Annotated in this window: 16 protein-coding genes; 11 read left to right on the forward strand and 5 right to left on the reverse strand. The window is 58.8% G+C overall.

The annotated features are described in order from the left end of the window. From ACPYOI_RS06885 to ACPYOI_RS06895, 3 genes are all read right to left on the reverse strand, one after another. Nucleotides 1-446, reverse strand: a 446-nt coding sequence (locus tag ACPYOI_RS06885; protein WP_481422690.1) for an electron transfer flavoprotein subunit beta/FixA family protein, incomplete at its 3' end; no start/stop codon positions are given. Between the two features lie 20 nt (nt 447-466). Then, on the reverse strand, nt 467-1009 hold the full coding sequence (locus ACPYOI_RS06890; RefSeq protein WP_481419377.1) for a LeuD/DmdB family oxidoreductase small subunit: 543 nt from the start codon (nt 1007-1009) through the stop codon (nt 467-469). Continuing rightward, nucleotides 1006-2277 carry a 3-isopropylmalate dehydratase large subunit gene (locus ACPYOI_RS06895; protein WP_481419376.1) on the reverse strand — a complete coding sequence of 424 codons (1272 nt, stop codon included), beginning with the start codon at nt 2275-2277 and terminating at the stop codon, nt 1006-1008. Before ACPYOI_RS06895 ends, ACPYOI_RS06890 begins: the two co-directional genes overlap by 4 nt. Nucleotides 2278-2417: 140 nt before the next feature. Here ACPYOI_RS06895 and ACPYOI_RS06900 point away from each other — a divergent pair, with 140 nt between their 5' ends. Beyond that, a complete protein-coding gene (locus tag ACPYOI_RS06900) occupies nt 2418-3404 on the forward strand; it encodes an isocitrate lyase/PEP mutase family protein (RefSeq protein WP_481422725.1) in 987 nt (328 codons plus the stop codon). A 44-nt stretch (nt 3405-3448) separates the two neighbouring features. On the opposite strand, the gene tcuA is transcribed toward ACPYOI_RS06900, so the two are convergent. After that, nucleotides 3449-4945, reverse strand: a complete 1497-nt coding sequence (gene tcuA, locus ACPYOI_RS06905; protein ID WP_481419375.1) for an FAD-dependent tricarballylate dehydrogenase TcuA — start codon at nt 4943-4945, stop codon at nt 3449-3451. Between the two features lie 218 nt (nt 4946-5163). On the opposite strand from tcuA, the gene ACPYOI_RS06910 reads away from it, so the two are divergent. From ACPYOI_RS06910 to ACPYOI_RS06950, 9 genes are all read left to right on the forward strand, one after another. Then, nucleotides 5164-6027, forward strand: a complete 864-nt coding sequence (locus ACPYOI_RS06910; RefSeq protein ID WP_481419374.1) for an IclR family transcriptional regulator — start codon at nt 5164-5166, stop codon at nt 6025-6027. Nucleotides 6028-6232: 205 nt separating this feature from the next. Then, nucleotides 6233-7354, forward strand: a complete 1122-nt coding sequence (locus ACPYOI_RS06915; RefSeq protein WP_481419373.1) for an ABC transporter substrate-binding protein — start codon at nt 6233-6235, stop codon at nt 7352-7354. Nucleotides 7355-7434: 80 nt separating this feature from the next. Continuing rightward, nucleotides 7435-8553, forward strand: coding sequence for an ABC transporter ATP-binding protein (locus ACPYOI_RS06920; RefSeq protein WP_481419372.1), 1119 nt, complete (start codon nt 7435-7437; stop codon nt 8551-8553). A gap of 12 nt (nt 8554-8565) precedes the next feature. After that, a complete protein-coding gene (locus ACPYOI_RS06925; protein ID WP_481422691.1) occupies nt 8566-10329 on the forward strand; it encodes an ABC transporter permease in 1764 nt (587 codons plus the stop codon). A gap of 209 nt (nt 10330-10538) precedes the next feature. Continuing rightward, entirely contained in the window at nt 10539-12215 is a 1677-nt protein-coding gene (locus tag ACPYOI_RS06930) for a thiamine pyrophosphate-binding protein (protein WP_481422692.1), read from the forward strand. 104 nt (nt 12216-12319) lie between these two features. After that, a complete protein-coding gene (locus ACPYOI_RS06935) occupies nt 12320-13480 on the forward strand; it encodes a beta/alpha barrel domain-containing protein (protein WP_481419369.1) in 1161 nt (386 codons plus the stop codon). Then, complete coding sequence (locus ACPYOI_RS06940) at nt 13477-14730, forward strand: CaiB/BaiF CoA transferase family protein (protein WP_481419368.1); 1254 nt, start codon at nt 13477-13479, stop codon at nt 14728-14730. The genes ACPYOI_RS06935 and ACPYOI_RS06940 overlap by 4 nt, the downstream gene beginning before the upstream one ends. A gap of 53 nt (nt 14731-14783) precedes the next feature. Then, nucleotides 14784-16046 carry an aconitase/3-isopropylmalate dehydratase large subunit family protein gene (locus ACPYOI_RS06945; RefSeq protein ID WP_481422693.1) on the forward strand — a complete coding sequence of 421 codons (1263 nt, stop codon included), beginning with the start codon at nt 14784-14786 and terminating at the stop codon, nt 16044-16046. Between the two features lie 9 nt (nt 16047-16055). Next, complete coding sequence (locus ACPYOI_RS06950; RefSeq protein WP_481419366.1) at nt 16056-16604, forward strand: LeuD/DmdB family oxidoreductase small subunit; 549 nt, start codon at nt 16056-16058, stop codon at nt 16602-16604. Between the two features lie 88 nt (nt 16605-16692). On the opposite strand, the gene ACPYOI_RS06955 is transcribed toward ACPYOI_RS06950, so the two are convergent. Then, nucleotides 16693-18669, reverse strand: coding sequence for a tripartite tricarboxylate transporter permease (locus tag ACPYOI_RS06955; protein ID WP_481422694.1), 1977 nt, complete (start codon nt 18667-18669; stop codon nt 16693-16695). Nucleotides 18670-18853: 184 nt separating this feature from the next. On the opposite strand from ACPYOI_RS06955, the gene ACPYOI_RS06960 reads away from it, so the two are divergent. Continuing rightward, the gene (locus ACPYOI_RS06960; protein WP_481422695.1) at nt 18854-19924 is read left to right on the forward strand and encodes a Bug family tripartite tricarboxylate transporter substrate binding protein; all 1071 of its coding nucleotides are present in this window, start codon (nt 18854-18856) and stop codon (nt 19922-19924) included. The last annotated feature ends 301 nt before the right edge of the window (nt 19925-20225 follow it).

Below are 20225 nucleotides of genomic sequence, written 5' to 3' on the forward strand. Positions count from 1 at the left end.
CCGATCTCGATCTTCGAGGCGAAGGTCGCCTGCGAAATGCGCAGCAGTGCCGCCAGCATCTGGCCGGTCTGGTTGGAGTCGTCATCGATCGCCTGCTTGCCGACGATGATCAGCCCCGGCTGCTCGGCTTCGACGACGCCCTTGAGGATTTTGGCGACGGCGAGCGGCTCGACCTGATCGTCGGTCTCGACCAGGATCGCCCGGTCGGCGCCCATGGCAAGCGCGGTGCGCAAAGTTTCTTCCGCCTTGGCCGGACCGATCGACACGGCGACGACTTCCTCGGCCTTGCCGGCCTCCTTCAGCCGCAGCGCTTCCTCGACCGAGATCTCGTCGAACGGGTTCATCGACATCTTCACGTTCGAAAGCTCCACACCCGTGCCATCAGGCTTCACACGGATCTTCACGTTGTAATCAACCAGTCGTTTGACGGGAACAAGCACTCTCATCGATATTTTCCTTTGACCGGTCACGCCGCCGGATTCGTTGCATTCGCCAATGCGGCCGCGGCCCTTCGCTCGTCGAGGACCCGCCTGGTATAGGCCTTGATGCCACCATCCCTCATCATTTTCAGTGCCTCCGGCGACAGAGGGGGGAGGCGTGTCTCATATCCGCTGGTGATATTCTTGAAATAGCCGCCGGTGAGGTCGATCTCTATCACGTCGCCCTCGGTGACATGCTTGTCGATATCGGTGGAGGTGAGCACCGGCAGGCCGAAATTGATGCCGTTGCGCATGAAAAGCCGGCTGAAACTCGGTGCAATCACCGCGCCGATGCCGAATTCCTTCATGGCTGCTGCGGCTTCCTCTCGGCTCGATCCACATCCGAAATTGGCGCCTGCGACGATGACATCGCCACTCCTTGCCTTCTTCGCAAAGTCGGCGTCGATGCCGTCCATCAGATGGCTCGCCATCTCGCCGGGTTCGTAGGTGGGGCGAAAATACGCTTTGGGGAAGATCAGATCGGTGTTGATATTGCTACCGAACGTCCAAGCGTTTCCCTTGATCTTCATTTATTTTCTCCGGATGACGCGAATTCTTTTGGTGAGACGACATAGCCGGCAATGGCGGATGCGGCGACGGTGGCGGGCGATGCCACGATCAGGCTCGAATCCGGGCTCCCCATGCGGCCGCGGAAATTGCGGCTGGCACTGGTGATGCCGACCTCTCCTGCCGCCATCATGCCCTGATGGCATCCCGAGCAAGGGCCGCAACCGGGGACGCCGATGACGGCGCCGGCTTCGACCATCGTCTGGATCAGCCCTTCCTTGACAGCCTGGGCGTAGACAGCCGCTGAGCCTGGATTGACCATCATGCGCAAATGCGGCGCAATCTTCTTGTTCTTCATGATCCGTGCAGCGATACGGAAATCCTCGATCCGGCCGCCGGTGCAGGTGCCGAAGATCGCCTCGTCGATACGAATGTCTGACGCTTCGCTGGCGTCGACGACATGGCTGAGATCGTGGGGCAAAGCGACAAGCGGTTCGATGTCGGAGACATCCAGTTCGATGATGTTTGCGTAGTCCTTGTCGGAATCGGTCGTGGCTACCTGCCACTTCGCCGGATCCGATCGTCCCTTGAGGAAGTCAAAGGTCACTTCGTCGGGCTGTATGTAACCGGCCTTGCCGCCGAAATCGATGACCAGATTGGTGAGCACAAGGCGCTCATCCATGCCAAGCTCGGAAACCACCGGCCCGGCGAATTCGACACCCTGATAAACAGCGGCGTCTTCCCCGTAGAGTTGCGCGATGCGTAGGATGATATCCTTGGCAGTCACGAAGGGCTTCAGCTTGCCATGGAGATCGAACCGGACGACCTCCGGTACGCGTACCCAATTGTATCCCAGCGCCAACCCGGACGCGATGTCGGAATGGCCGAGGCCCGTCGAGACGCAGCCAACGGCTCCGTTCGTCACCGTGTGGGAATCCGTGCCGAAGATGAGGGCGCCGGGATAGGCATAGCCTTTTTCCGGAAACAGGACATGTCCGATGCCTTCGCCGGCATGGAATTTCGATATGCCTTCGGCGTTGAGCCAGGCGCGTGTCGCCTTTTGCGCTTCCGCGTCCTGCGGTCTGATCGCCGGGTAATGGTGATCGAAGACGACGACGATGCGATTCGGATCGAAAACGCGATCGGCGCCCATTTCCTTGAGAAGGGCGCGCGCTCGTGCGGCGCCGCGGTCATTCAGCATGATGTAGTCGGGAGTCACATTGACGATTTCGCCGACCTCGACGCTTGCGACACCGGCGTGTGCCGCAATGATTTTTGCCAAAGCATGCATGGCTAATTCTCCGTCCAAGGACAGTTCGGGGTAGCTGCCCTAATTTCATATTGTGAAATCGCATTTCACATGGCTTGCACGTTACAGCGAAATTGGAAATACTGTCAACGACCAAACAGTCAGAAAGAGGAGTGGTCCTGATGAACTCACCAGCAGATTTTCGCCAGCCAGGCGTATTGGGTGGCGGTATGAAAGAAAGCGAGCCAGCAGCGGTGCGGCTGCGAAAGCTGATGAATCAAACCGAACGCGTGGTGCCGGTACTGCATCCGCCAAGTGCGGCAGTTGCACGCATCATGGAGTCGACCGGCTGCGAGATAGGGTTCGTAGGGACGGGCAGTGTTGTCGGCAGTTATACCGGTCTTGCGGATGTCGGGACTCTGACGATGATGGAATGCGTAACGGTTGCCGGATGGATTGCCCAATCCGTCAAATTCCCTATCATCATGGATGGAGATACCGGCCATGGCGGAATAATGGCGGTGCGCCGCATGGTCCGGGAATGCATTCGAGCTGGTATTGCCGGCATTCGAATCGACGATCAGCCGCTCGAAGGCAAGCGCCGGACCGGTGACGCGGGCGTAGAAGTCGTGCCGTTGGATCAGGCTATCGCGCGTTACAGGGCGGCTGTGGATATGAAGAACGAGTTGGATCCCAACTTCGTCATAATGGCGCAATGCTATGCGCGCGACGCCGTTGGTTCAGACCTCGATTCCACCATCGCCCGCCTTCGTGCCTACAGGGAAGAGGCCGGGGTCGATTGGGTGCAGCTTGAATCTCCCCATTCAACCGATGAGATCCGGCTCGCCCGGGCCGCGTTCAAAGGACCGTTTTCCTTCATGAAGGGAAAATTGCCGCGCTATCTCTCGTTTGAGGAACATCTCGAGCTGGGCGTCAACCTCGCATGGCTTCCGGGCTTCACCCATCATGTCATGTGGGCCGCAGTCTGGGACTTCATGCACGACTTCCAAAAGCACGGCATTGCCGCTTACGAGGCGTTTCAGGAAACGCGAAAGGACAATCCCTATCCCGTTCCGTTCGTGGGGCCAGACGGGGAAGGGGCAGCCCTTCAGCAATTGCTCGAAGAGCGCTACTTCGGTGAAGCAGCGTCTGCCAAATACAAATCCTGAAAAGCAAAAGGGCGGCTCAAAGCCGCCCTCCTTACATCGAATAGCTATTTACTCTTCAGGGCGAAGCTTGCAGCTTCTCGACCGGCCAAACGTCCGAAGACGGCGCCCGCCATTAAGCCGGTGCTACCCGGATAGTTGAAATAATAGAGTCCACCGACCAGTTCGCCAGCCGCGAAAAGCCCTGGAAGTGGTTCGTCTTCGATGTCGAGGACGTGTGCGTCGGTGTCGATTTTCAGCCCGCCGAAGGTAAAGGTGATGCCGCAGCCGACCGAATAGGCTTCGAACGGGCCTTGTTCGATCGTATTTGCCCAATTCGATTTGTTGACGGCGAGCCCGACGGTGGATCTGCCATCCTTGCTGTTCGGATCGAAGGCAACATCCTTCTTGATAGCCGCGTTATAGTCGCGGACCGTCTGAAGGAAGTTGTGGTAGTCCACGTCTCCCATCTTGTCGACAAGCTCCTCGAGCGTATCGGCCTTGACTTTGGTCGCTCCGCGCATCTTGTATTCGTCGCGCAGGAGATGAGCAACCTGCGCATCGAAGACTTGCCAGGCGTAGCTGCCCGGCTGCTGCAGGACGACGCGCCCATACTTGGCATAGGTGTAGTTGCGGAAGTCGGCACCTTCGTCGAGGAAGCGCTTGCCTTCCGAATTGACCATGATGCTGTACGGATAGCTGTGCCGGTATCCGGCGGTATGCTGTCCGTCGACGTCGCCGTAGTCGTTGGCGTATCGCTCCCAGGCAACGGAGTGACAGCCCGACCACTGGCCGTAGGACTGAGCGCCGGCGTCAAGCGCCATCTGAATCCCGTCGCCGGTGTTGTACCGGGTTCCGCGAACCTTGGCGAGTTCCCAGCCTGGACCGAGATAACGGCTGCGCCATTCGCGATTGGCTTCAAAGCCGCCTGAGGCAAGGACCACTGCACGGCCGAAGATTTCGTATTCCTCACCACCCGAAGCGACACGGACCCCACGAATACCGCTCTTGTCGCGGATCAGCGACTTTGCACGAGCGCCGTAGCGCACTTCGACGCCATGTTTTTGACATGCCTTGTATTCGGCTTCCACGAGACCGGCACCGCCACCGTTCGCGTAGATGACAACGCCGCCGAAGAACTTGAAGCGGCCATTGTGATTGAACGCCTGGCGGCCATAATTCGGAACGAATTTGACGCCTCTGCCCATGAGCCAGTGAACGGTATCGGTACTGTTCTTAACGATGATCTCCGCAAGGTCTGGATCGATATAGTATTGTGTGATGCGGCCAAGGTCGTCGAGGTAGTTCTCGGCCGTATATTCGCCGAAATCGGTTCTTGCGATGTCCTCTTCGCTCAGATCGGGCACGATTTTCTTGATATCCGCCGCGCCGTGGTGGACCATTCTGAACCCACCGCCTGTGAATGCAGAGTTGCCTCCGCGCTTGTGCTCTGGGGCCCTTTCGAGGACCAGCACTTTGGCTCCCCCTTCCGCAGCCGACAAGGCCGCCGTCAGGGCCGCGTTCCCGCCGCCGACGACGATCACATCATAGGCATTTGTTTCCATCGCGTGGATATCCTCCGAATTCATTGATGAGCAAAGTGACGATCAGCCGATCGTTGTCTCTAAAATTACGTAAGAAAAAGTACGTGTCAATATATGTGAAATATGATTTCACAATATGAAATCAATATGTGGCAACCATTTGCTCGAAAATTTCATGGTGCTTTGACAGTCGCGATAATTTAATATGCTATTTCATATAGTGAAATGGAGCGTCCTTGATGACAATCACAAATGACCAGCAGCCCCGCAAAAAGGGACGCAAGCCCAAGAATCAGGCGGCAGAGGGTGAAGCAAAGACGAGTTCCTATTCGATTGCGGTCCTCGATCGCGCCGTTGGCATCCTGAATACCCTGTCGTCTTCGGACGGACCCCTAGGGCTGGCCGATATTGCGAAGTCGACGGGATTGCCCAAACCTACGGTCTTCCGGATTCTGGCCGTTCTCAACGAACACGATTTCGTCGAAACCGACCCTGACACCAATGGATACAGCCTAGGCTTCACCTTGGTAAGGCTTGCAGATGTCCGGCGAAGGCAGAGTAATATGCACACCGTGGCGATTCCGGTCATGCGGCAAATCCGCAATGCGCTGGGGGAGACCATTGTCCTCTCCGTTAGATCAGGCGATAGCCGCGTGCACATCGATTCTCTCGAGGGCACACACGCCATGCGGCGAATGGCAGATCTTGGCCTGCATGCACCGCTTTATGCCGGCGCATCGAGCAAAATCCTTTTGGCAGGGATGACAGATGAGGAACTGGATGAATATCTGACGCGTGTCGATCGCGTACAGATCCAGGAAAACACGATCACGAACGCCGATGAGCTGCGCAAGGAAGTGGCCGTTATCCGCGAGCGCGGCTACGCCGAAAGCCGGGGGGAGTTCGTGACGGGCGGAGGCGCGATCGCAGTCCCTATCAAGGACTATCAGGGGCGCACGGTTGCCGCTTTGGATGTCCTCACGCCTCAGCCAAGATACACGGCGGAACATCGCAAGAAGTGCATCGAAACCATGCTGGCGGGCGGTTTGCAGATATCCGAAAGGCTCGGCTACCGCAAAGGTACCGACAAAAAGTCCAGCTGATGCAGTGAGTTAAGCTGGGCGCGATCCAACTTGCCCTGCAGTTGGGATGGCTGCTGCATCTTCGATGCGGCAGCCATTTCTCATTGTGCCCTAGGAAGTTTCTCCGACCGGAAGAAAGCGTTTGACAAATCCGCGCGGGCAACGCCAATATATGAAATCGTATTTCACAATGTGAAATATAATAACACGTCTCTGGGAGGAAGGCATGTGCATCAAGGCGAATCATGGACCGTTTCTGCGAAGCCTCGTTTTGGGAGCGCTTCTGTCGGCTGGCTGTCTTGCAGGACAATTGGTTCCGGCAGCAGCTCAGGAAACATTGCCTGAAAAATTTGCCGACGATCCCGTCGCCAAAGCCGTCGGACCGGAAATCTTCAATGCGGCTTTGAAGGAAGGAAAAGTCGTCTGGTATGGTGCTACGACGACATCGGACTTCATCAAGGCTGGCGGTGCCGATCTTTTCAAGAAGCGTTTCGGGATCGAAGTCGAGCTGGTCAACGGCCGCCTGCGGAACCTGACGGACCGTCTGTCTACGGAAAGCGCGGTCGGCAAGACAGAGGGGGACGTCTTCCTCGGCAACGACGAATACATGATCGAGCTGCAGCGTAACGGTATTCTCGAGAAATGGCGTCCGCCGGCGCCGGAGCTTGCCAATATCAATGCGGACGCATTCGTTCAGGACCCGCCCGATTATTGGTTTCCGGTGCAGATCAGCGCTCAGGGCCTGCTCATCAATACCGACCTCGTCAAGGACGGCGAGATCAAGTCCTACAAGGATCTCCTCGATCCCAAATGGCAGGGCAAGGTGGTGATGCGGGATCCCCGCTCGCTGGACGGCGGCGGCGCACAGATGGCGGCGATCTACAATGATCCAGCGCTCGGTCTCGACTATATCAAGAAGTTCGCGGAAGTAACGAAACCGGTCATCATCCAGGGCGGCACGAGCGCGACGAAGGATGGGGTCATCCGGGGTCAGTTTGCCGTCGGCTTCTCGGGACGCGGCGAGTTCATGCTGAACCTGCCGCCGGGCACGCCGATGAAATTTCTTGTTCCGACCGAAGGGCTGGCCTGGACGCCGTCGTCCATTGCGCTTCTGGCAGGCGGGCCGCATCCCAATGCGGCGAAGGTTCTGGAAACATGGTTCTACGAGCTTCCGCAGCTGAAGCTGTGGGCCTCGGTCGCACGCGGGGTTCCGCATCCCAATGTCGATGCACCCATTCCCGAGATGAGCGTCACGAAGAACAAGCTGATGAAGCCCATTCCCGACAAGATGCTGGCCGATCTCAATCCGTTCTTCGACCAGATGGAGCAGGTGTTCGGCATTCGCTGACGTCCTGAGGTAACGCGACGGGACCGCCAAAGCTCTGGGGCGGGCCTGTCTCTCTCGCACATTTTGGAAGGGGATGCAGGATGTCCGGTATCGAAGTCAGGCAACTGATGAAGCAGTTTGGTGCGTTCGTCGCCGTGCACCAGGTCGACCTTGAGGCAAAACCGGGCGAAATGCTGACATTGCTGGGGCCGAGCGGCTGCGGCAAGACGACGACACTTCGGATGATCGCCGGATTGGAGGAGCCGTCTGCCGGCACTATCCGCACAAGTTCGCGGACGATCTTCGATTCGTCCAGCAAGACCAACGTGCCGATCGAAAATCGCGGGCTCGGTATGGTTTTCCAGTCCTATGCGATCTGGCCGCATATGACCGTTGCCGAAAATGTTGCCTTCCCCCTCAAGATGAGAGGCGTCTCGAAGGAGGAAAGCCGGGATCTCGTGGGCGAGGTGCTGAAGATGGTGGGGCTCGACGGATTGGAATCGAAGCCCGCGACCCGGCTTTCCGGCGGGCAGCAGCAGCGTATCGCCTTCGCAAGGGCACTCGTTTTCAAACCCGATCTGCTGCTTCTCGACGAGCCGCTTTCGAATCTTGACGCCAAGCTGCGCGAGCAGATGCGCTTCGAGTTGAAGATGATGAAGCGCAATCTGAATCTGACGTCGATCTACGTGACACATGACCAGGAAGAAGCGTTGACGCTGTCGGACCGGATTGTCGTCATGAACCGTGGACGTGTCGAACAGGTCGGCACGCCTGTTGAGATCTACGACCGGCCGGCCACCCGCTTTGTCGCCGAGTTTATCGGCAAGGCAAACATGATCGAGATCCGGACATCCGTTGAGCGTCGAGGCGGGGATGCGGCGATCGACCTGCCGACCTTCGACGGGGCGGTCCGCGTGGTGGTGCCCGCCGGTGGTATCCGCACCAGCAATGCGGACGACGCTTCCCAAGCCGGCACTCAAGGTCATTTTTTCATTCGTCCGGAGAAGATCAGTCTCAATCGCGACAGGGAAGCCGATGGCCGCGTCTGGGTCGCAGGCCGGATCAAGGATAAGGCCTATGTCGGAGACCGGCACGATATTCTGGTGGATATCAACGACACGCTGACCGTTCGCGTGAGCGCCCCCGCCGATGCTGGATGGGCGCTCGGCGACAAGGCGTATCTCGGCTTTGCCGAACGTGATCTCGCCCTTTACATGTGAGGATCGATGGCCTTGTACGACACCGATGACGGGGTTCCGTCAACACATGTTCCCGATCGCACGACGCCCGGCCGCCGGCCGAAGACCGCGCTTATTCACCGTCTCGGTATCCGGCCGTCGCTGCTTGTATATCTCCTTGCGCTGCTGCTGGTGGTCATCATTCTCTATCCACTGGCGGTGCTGATTGCGTCCAGCTTCTTCACCGGACAGCCTGGGCGTTGGGGCACCCTGACGCTTAACGGCTATTCGGTCCTGCTGCAGGCAGGCGAACTATTGCCGATTCTGATGAACAGCATCATCTTCGCGGTTTCGCGCCTCGCAGTGGGCCTTGTCTTCGCGTTGCTTTTCGCCTGGGCGGTGGCGCGCACCGACGTGCCCTTCGCCGGCTTGATGACCTGGCTGATACCGGTGCCGTTTTTCATTCCGGATCTGCTCACCGGCATCTCCTGGCTGATGCTCGGCAATCCCCAGAACGGCCTGATCAACCAGTGGGCCCAGGAGGTCTTTGGCATCAAGGGAAATATCATCAATCTCTATGGCTGGACCGGACTGATCTTCCATTCCTCCCTGAGCACGATCGCGTTCATCTTTCTCATGCTCGTCGGCTTCTTCAAGTCGATGGATGCGTCTTTTGAGGAGGCGGCGATCACGCTCGGTGCCAACAAATACAAGACCGCTCTTGTCATCACCTTGCCGATGCTGGCGCCAGCGATCATCGGGGTATCGATCCTGGTCTTCGTACAAGGGCTCGAGTCCTTCGAAAATCCCCTGCTGTTTGGCAACCCGGGTGGCGTCTACGTCTTCTCGAACGAAATCTACCGAATGCTGAACTACCGGCATCCGCCGCAATACAATGCCGCGACGGCGCTCTCGGTTGTGATCATCGCCATCATGCTGGCCCTGCTCTTCATCCAGCGGCGGATCATCGCAGACAAGCAATATACGGTCATAACGGGCAAGGGCTATCGGCCGGCCGTGCTTCGTCTGCCGAACGTGGCGCGCTGGTCGATCTTTGCCGTCTTCGTCATCTATTTTGTTCTGGCGGTCGTAGCACCCGTCTTGCAGATCGTCATCAGTTCATTCTTCCCCGTCTTCGGCTTCTACAAGCTCGACCAGGTCACGCTGGCGAACTGGGTGACGCTCTGGCAGGACGACAGGGCAATCCGCGGGCTGAAGAATACGATGATCTATTCCGGCGCGTCCGGTTTGATCGTGGTGATCATCGGGGGGCTTGTCGGCTATATTCGGACACGGTCGCGCCACCGGCTCGGCCCATGGCTCGAAATGCTCGCATGGGCGCCGTGGACACTGCCGGGGGTCGTCCTCGGGCTGGCGCTGCTCTGGGCCTGGGCCCTGCCGCCCGCTCCCTTCAACCTATATGGCACCGCCAGTGTCATCATGATCGGTTTCGTGATGAAAGGCTTGCCGCTCGGTACCTCGACGATGCAGAGCGCCATTGGGCAGATCAGCAACGAGCTCGAAGAATCCTCGCGCGTGCATGGCGGCAGCTGGCTGAAAACCGTTTTCTATATCCTCAGCCCCCTGCTGCGCCGCGGTGCGATCGCCACCTTCATCATCGTCTTTGCCATCTCGGCAAGAGATCTGACCATTCCGCTGCTGCTCTACCGTAATGGCACGGAAACACTGACCGTAGCGCTGCTGCGTTACTATGAAGAAGGCATCATGGGCACATTGGCGGCCATGGCCGTCGTCCAGCTGGCAATCGTCACGACACTTCTGGCGCTCGAGCGCATCATCCGCGGACCGACGACCTGACGCGTGGCTTTTCGCATGGCGCCGGACTTCGAAGGCGGCCGGCAAATATGGAGTTGACAGGGAAGATGGCACGACAGTAAATTTCTATTGTGAAATAGTATTTCATATTGTGAAATATACGGACGATTACGGGCTTGGCGGCACAGCAACACCACGCGACGCCGGCGAAGACGGAAGGCGCTAGTCCTGACGGCGCTGCGGGAGGATCGATGGACGGCGGCACAACTGAATCAAGGCTCTACGAAGTGCTTGCGGATGCTTTCAAGCGCGAGGGCACCGACGTGCTTTTCACCCTGATGGGCGACGGCAACATGCATTGGGCGACTGCGCTGTCCCATCTGCCGGGCGTCCGCACCGTCCATGTCAGGCACGAGCACTGTGCCGTGGCGATGGCAATCGGCTATCACAGCGCGACGGGCAAGCCTGGCGTTGCTTCAACCACCTGCGGGCCGGGTCTTACGCAGATCACCACGGCGCTTGCCTCCGCTGTGCACGGCCATGTGCCGCTCGTCATATTTTCAGGGGAATCGCCGATCAATGCCGCCTGGCACAATCAGATGATTGACCAGGGTCCGGTCGTCACGGCATCCGGCGCGACCTATATCCGTGCCCACAGCCTCCGTCGAATGCCCGACTATGTGCGGGAGGCATTCTTTATCGCGCGAAGCGAGCGCACGCCGGTTGTGATCGGTGTGCCCTATGACCTGCAACAGAACCGGACGGCAGGGCTCGGCGCATACACGACGTCGCATGCGCTGCTTCCAGCCATGCTTCCGGTCGAGCCGGATCCCGGAATCCTCGATGAATTTGCGGAACGGCTGCGGCTTGCCGAGCGGCCGGTGATCCTGGCGGGCAGGGGAGCTCTTCCCGACGCGACGCGCGACCGCCTTCTGGAGCTTGCTGAGCTCTCCGGTGCCCTGCTGGCCACAACATTGCCGGCGCGGGGCCTCTTTGATGAAAGCGCCTATTCGCTCGGCGTCAGCGGTGGCTTCGCGACCCCGGTCGCAACCGCGCTGATGAACGATGCGGACATGGTGCTGGCTTTCGGTGCAAGGCTGACCCATCACACGATGGATGGAGGCTCCCTTTATCCGAATGCCTTCATTGCCCAGGTGGACGAGGCGCCCCAGGGCCTGGTGCAGGGACATGCGGCTGCGAACGCCTATCTGCGGGCCGATGCCAGACGGGCGGCGGATGCGCTTGTTGCAAAAATGCGGAACAAAGGACGCGCTACGCCGGGGTTCAGGACGCCTGAAGTCATTGGACGGCTGAAGCATCTCTTTGGCGATAATGCCGAATTCGAAATCGAGCGCGGCACCGTGGATCCGCGCACATTGGTTGCCGCCCTTGACCGGGTGATTCCCAAGGACTGGGACATCGTCAGCGGCTCGGGGCACTCGTCCTATTTCTATACTCACATGCGGAATCGCCGGCCGACCAGCTTCCATGTGATCCGCGAGTTCGGGGCGATCGGCAACGGCATTTCCATCGCGACAGGCATTGCCGCGACGACGGGCAACGGAAAAGTCGTCCTCCTGGAAGGTGATGGCAGCCTGATCATGCATATCCAGGAATTGGAGACGATCCGGCGGCATCGTATCCGCCTTTTGATCTGCGCTCTCAACGACGGGGCGTATGGCGCGGAAATCCACAAATTGAAGGCGGACGGTGTGGACGAAAGCGGTGCGGTGTTCGGGCGTCCGGATTTTGGCGCTATCGGACGCGGTTTCGGTCTCAGGGGCAACCGGATCGACGACCTTCTGATGCTTGACGAGCATTTTGCCGCTTACGAGGCGCAGGACACCGCGGAGATCTGGGATTTCCCGGTGTCGCGGAACGTCGTGTCGCCGAGGATGCGCAACTTCAATGCGCGCAAGAAACACTAACGGGGCGACGCGAAAAATGCCTGCCGCAACCGATGACGAACCTAGGCGTGATGCGGTGTTCCGTTTTGGGCGCCCGAACCGAATGCTGATGACGGGAGGCTGATTTGGCCGGATATCCAAAAATACTGCATACCGAAGAAGCGATGCGCGACGGCCTGCAGATCGAGAACGCATCGATATCGGTCGCGGACAAGATCCGCCTGCTGGACGCGCTGTCTGAGACGGGATTGCAGGAAATCGCGGTCGGTTCCTTCGCCAGCCCGAAATGGACGCCGCAGATGGCCGCGATCGATGATGTCATTCGTGGCTTCACGCCGCGCCCGGGTATTCGCTACACCTATTCTGCCTACAACAAGCAGGGCTTCGAGCGAGCCAGATCGTTCACGCCGCCGCTGTCGCCGCGAGTCCGCGAAACCCAGCTCAGCTATTCCATGTGCGATGTGTTCCTGCGGCGCAATGTCAATCGAACACAGGAGCAGGATATTGCGGGCTGGCCGGAAAAGGTGCAGAGGGCAATCGACGATGGCGTGACAGATGGCGGTGTGCATCTGACGGCAGCTTTCGGCTCCAACTGGACGGGCGAATTCACGCTCGATCAGCGGATGCGCGAACTGGACAGGATGCATTCGCTTTGGACTGCTGCCGGTATTCCGGTGACGCGGGTCAGTTTCTCGGACGCCATGAGCTGGTGCATGCCGCATGAAGTCGAGCGCCAGTTGGTCGCCGTAAAAGAGCGCTGGCCAGAGATCAAGGACTTCAATCTGCATCTGCACAATGGCCGCGGGATGGCAATGCCGTCGATCTATGCCGCGCTTCGCATCCTCGGTAGCAGCGATAGCCTGCGGCTGCAGACTTCGATCGGTGGCATGGCCGGCTGTCCCTATTGCGGCAACGGCCGCGCGGCGATGATGGCGGCGACCGAAGATCTGATGCACATGCTTGAGGAGATGGGCATCTACACCGGGGTCGATTTGCGAAAGCTCATCGAAGCCGTGTGGCTGGCGGAAGAGATCGTCGGTCATTCGCTGTACGGCTTCGTTTCCAAATGTGGACCGCGGCCGCGTTACGACGCGCTTTACCCGATGGATATGCCTCGGGTGGAAAGCCTGGAGGAAGCCAGGCATTTCATCCGCGGACCGGCCGCTTACGATGGCGCTCCATCGCCCTGGAAGACGCCCATCCGGAGCTATCAACGCGCCGAAGCAAGTACGGTCGACGAGCCGCCTGAAGCCGGTGCGGACATCCAACTCCGGAGCAAATCATGACGGAAACGCCGCAGAAATTTAGGCAGAAACTGCCTTTGACAGGCATTCGCGTGCTGGAACTCACCCATATCGTGGCGGGACCAAGCGCCGGCCTGATGCTCGCCGATCTCGGCGCCGACGTCATCAAGATCGAACATCCCGATATTGGCGACACCGCCCGCAACCAAGCCAACCAGGGTGCCGGCTTCCTGTCATTCAACCGCAACAAGCGCAGCGTGGCGGTCAATCTGCGGGAGCCGAAGGGCAAGGAGATCTTCGAAAAGCTGGTGCTGACCGCGGATGTGGTGCTGAACAACTACGTGCCGGGCGCACTTGATCGGCTCGGTCTTGGATACGAATGGGCGAAGTCGGTCAATCCGCGGGTGATCTACTGTTCGGTCAAAGGTTTCCTGCCTGGCCCCAACTGGGGCCGCCCGCTTCTTGACGAGCTGGCGCAAATGGAGGGGGGACTGGCCTATCTGACCGGCAGCAAGGGACGCCCGCTGCGCGCGGGCGCCTCGATCACCGACATCGGGGCTGCGACCTATGCCGTGGTCGGCATCCTCGCTGCACTGCATAAGCGCCATGCGACGGGCGAAGGCGAAAATATCGAGGCTGGCCTCTTCGAGACCATCGTCTTCTGGCTCAGCCAGCATCTTGCCAAGGCACAGATCAGTGGTGAGGATCCGCCGCCGCGCGGCGAAGGCAAGAGCAGCGGCATGGGCAAGATGATGGGCTGGGCCGTCTATCAGCTGTTTTCCACCAGCGACGACCACCAGGTCTTTATCGCCGTCACCAGTGACCGGCATTGGCAGTCGCTTTGCGATGTGCTCGGATTTTCCGACTGGCGCGATCTGCCGGAATTTTCCAGCAACAAGAAGCGGTCGGCGCGACGGGCAGAGATTGCCGAGCGGATACAGGCCGCAGTAGAAACGATGCCCTTCGACACGATCACCAGCGTTCTCGAAAAAGCAAACGTCCCCTTTGCGGCGGTCAATACGCCGATGACGCTGATGGACCATCGGCATCTCGAGGAAGGCAAGCGCTGGATCGCGGTCGAAGGTGCCGGCGTGAATATCCGCGTGCCGAAGATGCCGGTGCATTTCGACGGCATCGATTTCACTCTCGACCGTCAGCCACCAACGCTTGGCGAACATAGCGACGAACTGCTTCGAGAGCTTGGTTATGAGACGGCCGAAATCGAGGCACTGAAGCAATCCCGGACGGTGCTCAAATCATCCGAGATGCTGAACGTCGAACGCAAGCCATGACGAAACGCCGCAGCCGGGAAAATCCCGCAGAGAGAAAGTCGAAGAAAATGGGCATGACGATAGCCGAAAAGATACTGGCCCGGGCTGCGGGCAAGGAGAGCGTCGCCGCGGGCGAATATGTCGACTGCAAGGTCGATGGTGTGGTGGCATTGCAAGGCTTTGTGGAAACCCACAATAACGCCGTTGCGGCTGGACTGCCGAACGGCCTGCCAAAGATCTGGAATCCGGCCAAGTTCTTCATGATGGTGGAGCATCATCAGCCCGCCGCCAATCTGAAAATTGCGCTTCGCGGGATGAAACTGCGCGAGCTCGCCGACCGCTATCGGATCCAGAACTTTTACGACACGACTTGCGGGATCGCGCACCAGATGATGGTGGACAAAGGTCATGCGCTGCCCGGTCAGCTGGTGATCGGATGCGATTCTCACACGGTAATGTCCGGCGCGCTGAATTGCGCCAGCACCGGTATCGGTGAAACGGACCTCGCCTATGCCGCCACTTTCGGGGAACTTTGGTTCCGGGTGCCGGAAACGATCAAGGTCGAACTGACCGGCACCATGCCCAGCTGGCTGACCGGCAAGGACATCATGCTATATCTCGCCGGCAAATATGGCGAGGACTTCGCGCTCTACAAGTCGATCGAATTTGTCGGCGAAACGGTCAAGCAGCTTTCCATGGATAACCGCTTCACCATGGCGGATCATGGAATCGAGGTGGGCGCGAAATTTGCGCTTTTTGAGATCGACGACGTGGCCAAGGCCTTCCTCGACAAGACTGCGAAGCAACCCTACACGCCGGTCTTTGCCGACGAGAACGCCAGGTATTGCGACCATATCGTTGTCGACGTCACCAATATGCCGCCGCAGATTGCTGCTCCGCACAGCTTCTCGAATGTCTTGCCGATCAATGACCTGACCGGCATTCGTATCGATCAGGCCTGCGTCGGTTCCTGTGCGAACGGCCGCTTCGAAGATATCGAGATCGCTGCGAAGATATTGAAGGGAAGGCAGGTGAGCCGCGGCGTACGGCTCTTGGTCTCGCCGGCTTCCTGGGAAATCTACAAGCAATGTCTGGACGCGGGTATTCCGCAGGTCGTCATCGAGGCCGGTGGACAATTTCTCAGCCCGGGTTGCGGCGTCTGCGGCAGCAAGGGCGCCTATCTGGCGCCCGGAGAAGTCTGCATCACCGCCACCACGCGTAATTACGCCGGACGGATGGGGAGCTCCGATGCCTCGATCTATCTCGGCAGTCCCGCGACCGTCACATGGTCGGCGGTCATGGGCGGGGTCGCCGACCCCCGCGATGTCTTAAACTGAGGAAATGCGATGCTGAAGACAATGAAGGGCCGCGTCGTGCGGCTGGCATTCAACGACGTCAATACCGACATCATCGCGCCGGGCGAATACCGGCTGCAGGTGGCCGACAACGACCATCAGCTGACTGCGCTGAGACCTCATGTCTTCCGGGCGATCCGGCCCGGCCTCGATGCTTTCGTCAAGCCTGGCGACATCTTCGTCGTCGGCAAGAATTTCGGAGCGGGTTCGCATCGCGAGCCGGCCGTGCAGATATTTAATGTCTGGGGCGTTCAGGCGATCATCGCTGAATCGGCGGCGCGCATCTGGTTCCGCAACGCTATTGCCGCCGGTCTGCCGGTGTTCGAACTGGCTGACGCCACCAGGCTCTTCGACGAAGGCGACGAAGCCGAGATCGATACGACGCACTGGAAGGTCCGTAATGTCGGCAAGAGCACCAGCCACGACGTTGCGAGCTTTCCGCCGACCGTCGAGCGTATTCTCGACGCGGGCGGTATCCTGCCGTTACTCAAACAGAGAGTGGATGAGCAGTTCACGCCGAAGATCGGCCTGGAGGAATAGCGGTCTAAAAAATGCAGCCTTCCCTTTCGTTGAAAGGCTGCATGATCGTTGCAAACTGGCCCTGCCGGCATCCCGGCAGGGCCTTTTTCTATTGCAGCCACCACGGCAGGCCGAGATATCCCGGCAGCAGGCCTTCGGGATACCGAAGGTAAAGCAGATAGGCCAACAGCCAGAGCACAAGCACTGTTGCAGCGCCAAGTGCGATACCCCTGCCATAAGGCCGCCCACATTCCTTCCAGATCATCGAGACGACAAGAACAGCTGCGGCGATGGTAAAGCCGAAGAACCAGATCATCGCCACGAAGAGGGCGATCCAGCCGAGATAAACGAACTTGCCTGGCTGCCGTTCGTAGAGGTGGCGCTCCGAATACTCGAGATCCGCAAGTATGCCGCTGGAACTGGAAACCATGATCTGGCGAATGAAAACCAGGAGGAGAAGGGCGAGCGTGACGAACCCCACCGTCGTCGGAAAGAGTTTCGTCAGATAGGCCGAGGCCGAGATAGAATAGATGCCCCACCCTAGCGCGCCGATCAGTGCGCCTGTGAAAAGTAACTGGGGGAGGCAATTGACAGGGCGAGATGTCTCACCGTCGTTTGCCGGCGTGTTCGGCCTGTTGCGGACTGCACTCCAGACGCCAGCGGCAACGGAGGCAACAACGAGGGCTGCAATGACCATGGCCTGGGGCCGCTCCATGAAGCGAAGGCCGTAGACCTGCACCGTCTGATAGCTGCTCGCCTCGAGGCCCTGCGAAAGAACGAAACCGACGACGAGAGCCGGGCGGGGCCAGTCGAAGCGCTTCATGTAAAGGCCAATCACCATCAGCACCAGGAGAGTGATGATATCGCCCCAGTCCTGGGTCGCCTGGTAGGCCGTGAAGAACATCAGCACGATGATCAGCGGTGCGAGGTAGGCGTAGCGGATAAGAGTGACCTTGGCGATCGGACCGGCAAGCACGATGGCGATGACGGCGCCGAAGACGTTGGCAAGCGCGAGCGACCAGATAATGACGAAGGTCAGATCCAAATGCGGTCCAACCATCTGGAAGCCGGGCTCGAGGCCGATAAGAACGAAAGCACCGAGCAAAAGCGCCATCGAACCGGAACCCGGTATGCCGAGAAACAGGGTCGGAACGAGATCGCCGCCGCGCACCGCGTGGTTTGCGGCCTCCGGCGCAATGACACCACGGATGTCACCCTTGCCGAACATGCTCTTGTCGCGTGAGGATTGCACGACGTGACCGTAGGCCAGCCAGTCGGCGGTAGAGGCGCCAACGCCGGGCATGATGCCGATAACGGAACCGATCGCCGAGACGCGAAGCATCAGCCACCATTCCTTCAGCGTATCGGCGATACCCTCTCGCCACCCGCTTCCCAGGGTCTTGACTTCCGCGATCGACGACCGCTGACGCATGAGGTCGATGATTTCGGGCATGGCGAAAAAGCCGAGCGCCAGAACGACCAGTGGTACGCCATCGCTGAGATAGGTCGTCTGAAAAGCATTTCGAAGTTCGCCCGTCGCGGGCGCCGATCCGATCGTGCCGATGAAGAGGCCGATACCGCAGCCCGCCAGCCCCTTCAGCGGACTGTTGCCCGTAAGAGAACCGACCATGCTGAGTGCCAGAACGATCAGCAGGAGCTGTTCGCCCATGCCGATTCCCAGAATCAGCGGTCGGGCAATGAAGACACAGAGCGTAAGAACAATGGCGCCGATCAGACCTCCCAGCAAAGATGCGGAAAACGCCGCCGAGAGCGCACGTGCGGCGTGTCCCTGTCGCGCCAGCGGAAACCCGTCCAGCACCGTCGCGGACGAAGAGCCGCCGGGGATTCCCATCAGAATGGAAGGGAACGTATCTCCCGTCGCCGTTGTCGAGAGCATGCCCATCATCAGCGAGAGAGCGGATGCCTGCTCCATGCCGTAGACAAAAGGCAATAGAAGCGCCATGCCGGCGGCACCTCCCATGCCCGGAACGATTCCGACGACAAGGCCAATCAGCACACCGAGCCAGAGGTAGAGAAAATGCTGCAAGGTGAGCAGCTCACCAAGAGCCTGTAGAACGACGGCCATATTCCTCCCCTATGATCGCTAGCTATCCCTCGCGAACGCTAAGCACGAATTGGATTGGCGTCAACAATTAATGAAATACAATTTCATATGATGAAAAAATCGGAAGGGCGCTTGACTTTCCATTTTACGATCCATACCATATTTTGGAATTAAATTTCACCATATGAAACTTGGGAGGGTTTAGATGGTTGTGAAATCACTTTTTTCTGCTGTGGCAGCTGGTCTGCTGATGGCAATGCCGGCCTTGTCGGCCGATTTCTCCGGCAAAAGGGTCGAGATCGTCGTCCCCTATGAAGCAGGCGGCGGTACGGATCTCTACGCGCGTTTCCTGGCGCCGCTCATTTCGGCAAACCTGCCGGGAAAACCGACAGTTATCGTGACCAACATCGAGGGTGCAGGGGCGATTGCCGGCAGCAATCAATTCCAACAAAGAGCCAAGCCTGATGGCATGACACTCATCGCCGTCGCCGCTTCGGTGACGTCGAACTATGTCTTCCGCGATCAGCGCGTCAAATACAAACTCGATAGCTGGATTCCGATCATCAGTTCGCCTGCCGGAACCGTGGTCTATGGACGCGCCGATATCGGTGCGAAGAAGGCCGGTGACGTTGAGGGCTTGAAAGGAAAGCAGCTCGTCATGGGCGCCAACAATCCTTCGGGCGGCGATATGCGAGTCCTCCTCAGTCTCGATCTGCTCGGAATGAGCGTCAAGCCGATCTATGGTATCAACAGGGGTGATGCGCGCCCGTCCTTCGAGCGCGGCGAGTTCAACATCAACTTCGACTCTACACAGGCCTATCCCACGCAGGTAACGCCACTCGTGCAGGCGGGAAATGCTATCCCGCTCTTCACCTTCGGAATAGCCGACGAGCACGGTACGATCGTCCGCGATCCGACTGTTCCGGATCTTCCGACATTCGTTGAAGTCTATAAATCGCTGATGGGAAAAGATCCCGAGGGGCCGGGCTTCGATGCCTGGAAGGCGGTGTTCAATCTGAATATCATGGCCTCCAAAGCACTGGCACTTCCGGCCGGAACACCGGCAGATGTCGTGGAAGCCTACAACAAGGCAATGGCGGCAGTGGTGGAAGACCTTTCCAAGCCGGACTACAAGGAAAAAGCAGACGAAATCGTCGGCCCTTATCCGCAGGCGCTCGGCCAGCAGGCAGCCGATGTGCTTCATGGCGCGGTGAAGTTTGATGAAAGCACATACGTGTGGCTTCAGGACTGGATTAAGAAGCAAACAGACGGCTGACTTCGACCTCGCTCCGCCAAATAGATCGGCAGCTCACGCGGGGTTAGATCATGAGATCGGTCACTTCTTGGCAAGCTTCGGCTCGTGAAGCCGAAGCTTGCCACCAACCTCAAACGGGCGCGTGTTAAACCAGTTGCCAGCTCGCGCTTCCCGCAATTCAGGCCTTGGGGAAATCCGCTCCGAGTCTCAGTTCCCGCCATTCTTCGATCTCGGCAACCCGGTCCTCCATCTTGTTCGTGAGAGCACCGAAGCCGAGGGCGCAAGCACCAGATGGCGCGGCGGATTCTTCGTAGTAGATACA

Source organism: Rhizobium sp. SVR5-2C (genome assembly GCF_056755115.1).

Bases quoted from the DNA above. Each gene is read 5' to 3' on its own strand.
- ACPYOI_RS06890 (WP_481419377.1), bottom strand. From the start codon at position 1,009: ATGAAGATCAAGGGAAACGCTTGGACGTTCGGTAGCAATATCAACACC.
- ACPYOI_RS06895 (WP_481419376.1), bottom strand. From the start codon at position 2,277: ATGCATGCTTTGGCAAAAATCATTGCGGCACACGCCGGTGTCGCAAGC.
- ACPYOI_RS06900 (WP_481422725.1), top strand. From the start codon at position 2,418: ATGAACTCACCAGCAGATTTTCGCCAGCCAGGCGTATTGGGTGGCGGT.
- tcuA (WP_481419375.1), bottom strand. From the start codon at position 4,945: ATGGAAACAAATGCCTATGATGTGATCGTCGTCGGCGGCGGGAACGCG.
- ACPYOI_RS06910 (WP_481419374.1), top strand. From the start codon at position 5,164: ATGACAATCACAAATGACCAGCAGCCCCGCAAAAAGGGACGCAAGCCC.
- ACPYOI_RS06915 (WP_481419373.1), top strand. From the start codon at position 6,233: ATGTGCATCAAGGCGAATCATGGACCGTTTCTGCGAAGCCTCGTTTTG.
- ACPYOI_RS06920 (WP_481419372.1), top strand. From the start codon at position 7,435: ATGTCCGGTATCGAAGTCAGGCAACTGATGAAGCAGTTTGGTGCGTTC.
- ACPYOI_RS06930 (WP_481422692.1), top strand. From the start codon at position 10,539: ATGGACGGCGGCACAACTGAATCAAGGCTCTACGAAGTGCTTGCGGAT.
- ACPYOI_RS06940 (WP_481419368.1), top strand. From the start codon at position 13,477: ATGACGGAAACGCCGCAGAAATTTAGGCAGAAACTGCCTTTGACAGGC.
- ACPYOI_RS06945 (WP_481422693.1), top strand. From the start codon at position 14,784: ATGACGATAGCCGAAAAGATACTGGCCCGGGCTGCGGGCAAGGAGAGC.
- ACPYOI_RS06950 (WP_481419366.1), top strand. From the start codon at position 16,056: ATGCTGAAGACAATGAAGGGCCGCGTCGTGCGGCTGGCATTCAACGAC.
- ACPYOI_RS06955 (WP_481422694.1), bottom strand. From the start codon at position 18,669: ATGGCCGTCGTTCTACAGGCTCTTGGTGAGCTGCTCACCTTGCAGCAT.
- ACPYOI_RS06960 (WP_481422695.1), top strand. From the start codon at position 18,854: ATGGTTGTGAAATCACTTTTTTCTGCTGTGGCAGCTGGTCTGCTGATG.